Consider the following 4560-nt stretch of genomic DNA (forward strand, 5'->3'; position numbering starts at 1 on the left):
ACAACGAAGCGATCGCCCAATTCTGCGCAGAATGTAAACAAGGCTCGGTCGCAGAAGCTGATCTCGCCAAAGCTGAGAAAGTCGGCATGGACACGGGTCTGGTTGCAATTCACCCCATCACAGGTCAAAGTGTGCCTGTCTGGGTTGCCAACTACGTACTGATGAGCTATGGTTCGGGCGCAGTCATGGCAGTACCCGCCCACGATGAACGTGACTTTGAATTTGCCAACAAATACAACCTACCCATCCGCCAAGTGATCGATGTGGATGGACAGGCTTATGATGACAAGAACTGGCAAGAATGGTATGGCGACAAAGGCGGTGTGTGCATTAATTCAGATGAGCTAGATGGTCTTAATAAAGATGACGCCACCGCCAAGATCGCACAGATTCTAGGTGACAAAGGCAAAATCACCACCCAGTATCGCCTACGAGATTGGGGTGTATCTCGTCAGCGTTATTGGGGCTGCCCAATTCCGATGATCAACTGCGAATACTGCGGTACTGTTCCTGTGGATGAAGCGGATCTGCCTGTCGTATTACCGACCGATGTCGTGCCTGACGGACGCGGTAACCCACTAAAATCCATGCCAGAATTCGTCAACTGCACCTGCCCAAAATGCGGACAGCCTGCCGAGCGCGAGACAGACACCTTTGACACCTTCGTAGAGAGTAGCTGGTATGCTCAGCGCTTCACCACGCCACATGATGACACGCAGATGGTGGGTCGTGCAGGCGCGGACAAATGGCTTGCCGTAGATCAGTATGTGGGCGGCGTTGAGCACGCGGTATTGCATTTATTATACGCTCGCTTCTTCCATAAGGTCATGCGCGACGAGGGTTTGGTCGGTGGCGATGAGCCATTTGCCAACTTGCTGGCTCAGGGTATGGTTCTGGCAGGAACGTTCTATCGTGAGAATGCGGACGGTTCGACGACTTACTATTTCCCACATCAGGTTAATGTCGAGAATGGTGAAGCGACCCTAATCGCTGACGGTCAGCCTGTCGTAATCGGTAAAATCGAAAAGATGTCAAAATCGAAGAACAACGGCGTTGACCCACAAGAGATTGTTGAGCAATATGGCGCTGACACCGTTCGCCTATACACGCTATTTACCGCGCCTGCTGATCAGACACTAGAATGGTCAGATTCAGCACTAAAAGGCCCGCACAACTTCGTCAAAAAAGTATGGCGCATCGCCAATGAGCACCTAGCCGCCATCGATGGTAATAACAACCTTGCAATCGGTAAGAATGCACTGACCAAAGCTGCCAAAGACCTACGCCGTAAGACGCACGAGACCATCGCCAAGATCGATGTCAGTCTGGGCGAGCATCTGGCGCTAAACACGCCTGTCTCATCGCTCATGGAGCTTGCTAATGAGATTGGCAGCTTCGATGTGAATGATACCAACGACTTGGCGGTACGTCACGAAGCCATCGTTGCCCTACTGTCGATGCTGGCTCTGTACGCGCCCCATGCTGGTGAGTATCTGCTGGAACAATTCGGCTTTGATAGTCGCGCCATTAGCTTCCCTAGCCTTGACAAAGACGCCCTTGCCAATGACACCATCACCATGGTCGTGCAGGTAAACGGCAAGGTTCGCGGCAAGATGGACGTGGCGACAGGCTTGGATAATGACACACTTATCGGCCTTGCCAAAGCTGTAGATGGCGTCGATAAATTCTTGACAGGCGAGATCAAAAAAGCCATCGTCGTACCAAATAAACTGGTCAGCTTCGTGGTTGCAAGCTGATTGATAAATAGGAATCAACATGAAAAAAGCCCTTGCACTAGCCTTTGTGGTGGCAACAGCGACAAGCCTGAGTGCTTGTGGCTTTGCCCTGCGTGGCAGCGATCATACAGCTGCTGTGATTGCCCCTGCCAACCTTAGCACTCAGCTAATTCTAGAGGATAACCAATTTGCACTAGGATTAAAGCGTCCTTTGGTTAAGCGCTTACAGCTATTGGGTGTATCAGAACAGGCGACTGCTGCCAACACCATCAAAGTAGACAATCTTCGTCTGCGTCGCTATGAATTGGTCGGTACCTTAACCGAGGTTCGCTTGGTGATGATGGCAGATGTTAGTTACACCATCGGCGGTCAGACTCATCGCGCGCCTGTTCAAGTTGAGCAAAGCTATCAATACAATGAGGCCAGTGTCGTTACCGTCGATCAACAAGGTGAGAAGACCAAAACGTGGCTCTATGATCACTTGGCTCAGCGTATCGCTGAACAGTACTACGCCAAAGCCAAACTCTGATAATGCAGCAGCGTTTCTTGCCTTTATATGAGCAGCTTCGGGGTGCGGACCCTGCAAGCAGTCAGCCCATTCAAGGCTTTTGGCTCATTCATTCAGATGAGCCGCTGATTAGTCAGTGGCTCATTGATGCTTGTCGCCCCATCTGGCAAGCACACGAACAGACCATCAAACGCATCGAGCTGACCTCAGCCAAATCTTGGACAAATGTCATCGCTGAACTTGACAGCCTAAGCCTGTTCGGCGATGCCAGCGCAATCATCGTCTCTGGCAACCATAAGCCCGACAAAGACACTCTTGATGCTCTGGCTCGCATTGCGCCAGGCACACTGCATCATCTACTGTGGCAAACCCCAAAACAAGACAAAAAATCACTCAGCACCAAAGCCATCAAGCTGTTCGACCAACTTGGACTCATCATCGATGGCAACATTTACGATGAAAGGATGCGCGGCGAGCTGCTTAAGATGCAAGCGCGTCATATTGGCGTTACCCTAAATGCCGATGCTTGGCAGATGCTCATGATGCATACCGAGCACAACCTACTTACCGCCCATCAAAATCTTTGGCGACTGTCATTACTATACCCGAATGCTACCATTGACATCGACATGCTCACAACCTGCCTTGTGGACGGTGCGGAATTTAGCGTCTTTGACTTATCCGACACCGTACTGGCAGGCAACACCCCAAAAGCCCTGCAGATTCTCAATCATCTAAAAAATACCGACACAGCGCCGAGCATTATCCTATGGGCACTCGCCAAAGATGCGCGCCTCATCCTACAAATCCAAGCAGGCAAAAACCCAAGCGACCTAGGAATCTGGCGCAATAAAATATCAAGCTACACGAACGCTTCCAGACGCTCACCGACCACAACAAGCCAATCTTGGCTAAGCGCCATTTATGACATCGATAAGACCATCAAAGGTGTTGATGATGGTAATGTATGGCACCTGCTACAGCAGCTGGTGTTGTCACTTTGCGGCACACCAATGCGGTCTAACCAGCTTACAACGCCGTAACACAAAATTAAAAAATACGCACAAAAATACTGGTTTGATCCATACTAAATACAGATGAAATTGATATCATAAGTCGTTTTTATCATTTTTAAAATTTTGCCAAAAGATTTTTATATTTCATCGATATTTTAACCCCTTGCCCTTTAATCATTGTCCGCAGGTGATTATGAATACAGCTGCCAAACCCAAATTTACCAAGTACGCCAAGTTATCAATCATCGTTATATTGCTCGCCTTGATTGGCTTCGCACTTTATTATTTCTTTAAGCCCAAAGAAGCCCCACCGTCTTATCTCACCGCTGATGCAGTCATGGGAGACATTGAAAACACGGTCATGGCGTCAGGCAAGGTCAAGCCCATTCAAAGCGTGGACGTGGGAGCTCAGGTCTCGGGGCGTATTGTCAAGCTGTATGTGGACGTGGGCGATGAAGTCAAAAAAGGCGACCTAATCGCCCAGATTAACCAAGTAGAACAAAAAAACACCGTCTCTAATGCCGAGGCGAATCTTAATCAGGCTAACGCCGCCCTAGCCCAAGCTCAGAGCAATCTGGCTTCTAGTCGCGGTACGATTGACAGCAGCAATGCCACACTAGAGGCGCGCATCAGTGAGCTTAATAAAGCCAAAAAAGCATTTGATAGATTGGCGGGGTTGGTTGAGATTGATGCGGTAAGCCGCCAAGACTATGATGATGCCAAGGCTGCTGTTGAGGTTGCTGAGGCGAATGTCGCGGCAGCACGCGCCAATGTGCAAAACGCCATCAACGACGTGGAGAACGCCAAGGCCGCCATCAAGAGCCAACAAGCCGCCATCAACAAAGCCCAAAACGACCTATCCACCGCCACCGAAGATTTAAGCTACACCACAATAGTCGCCCCTATGGACGGTACGGTTGTTTCTGTTACCCAAAAAGAAGGTACGACGGTCAATGCCATGCAGTCCGCCCCGACCATTGTAACGCTTGCCGACCTTAGTCGTGTCCGCATTAACGCCCAAATCTCAGAAGCGGACGTGGTAAACGTGAGTGCAGGAATGCCTGCTCGCTTTAACATCATTGGCAATACCCAGCAGCAGTTTGACACCATGCTGGCAGGGGTTGAGCCTGCCCCCGAGAACATCAGTACGACCAGTAGCACGGATTCTGCGGTGTACTACATCGGCTACTTGGACGTGGATAATGCCGAACGCAAGTTTCGCATTGACATGACCGCACAGGTCAATATCATCACAAGTTCGGTCAAAAACGTACTCAACATACCGTCGTCCGCCCTAAAA

4 protein-coding genes are annotated in these 4560 nt (G+C 50.0%); all 4 read left to right on the forward strand.

Going from position 1 to position 4560, the window contains the following annotated elements; all coding sequences use genetic code 11:
- Window positions 1-1757: leucine--tRNA ligase (gene leuS / locus GY683_RS07480; protein WP_297288136.1), on the forward strand; the 1757-nt coding region annotated here is incomplete at its 5' end.
- 19 nt (window positions 1758-1776) lie between these two features.
- The gene (locus tag GY683_RS07485) at window positions 1777-2265 is read left to right on the forward strand and encodes a hypothetical protein (protein WP_297288137.1); all 489 of its coding nucleotides are present in this window, start codon (window positions 1777-1779) and stop codon (window positions 2263-2265) included.
- Between the two features lie 17 nt (window positions 2266-2282).
- Window positions 2283-3287, forward strand: coding sequence for a DNA polymerase III subunit delta (holA, locus tag GY683_RS07490; RefSeq protein WP_297288138.1), 1005 nt, complete (start codon window positions 2283-2285; stop codon window positions 3285-3287).
- A gap of 166 nt (window positions 3288-3453) precedes the next feature.
- The coding region (locus GY683_RS07495) for an efflux RND transporter periplasmic adaptor subunit (protein WP_297288139.1) at window positions 3454-4560 on the forward strand (1107 nt) is incomplete at its 3' end.

Origin of the sequence: Moraxella sp., assembly GCF_024227015.1 — a bacterium.
Taxonomy (GTDB): Bacteria; Pseudomonadota; Gammaproteobacteria; order Pseudomonadales; family Moraxellaceae; genus Moraxella.

Bases quoted from the DNA above. Each gene is read 5' to 3' on its own strand.
- GY683_RS07485 (WP_297288137.1), top strand. From the start codon at position 1,777: ATGAAAAAAGCCCTTGCACTAGCCTTTGTGGTGGCAACAGCGACAAGC.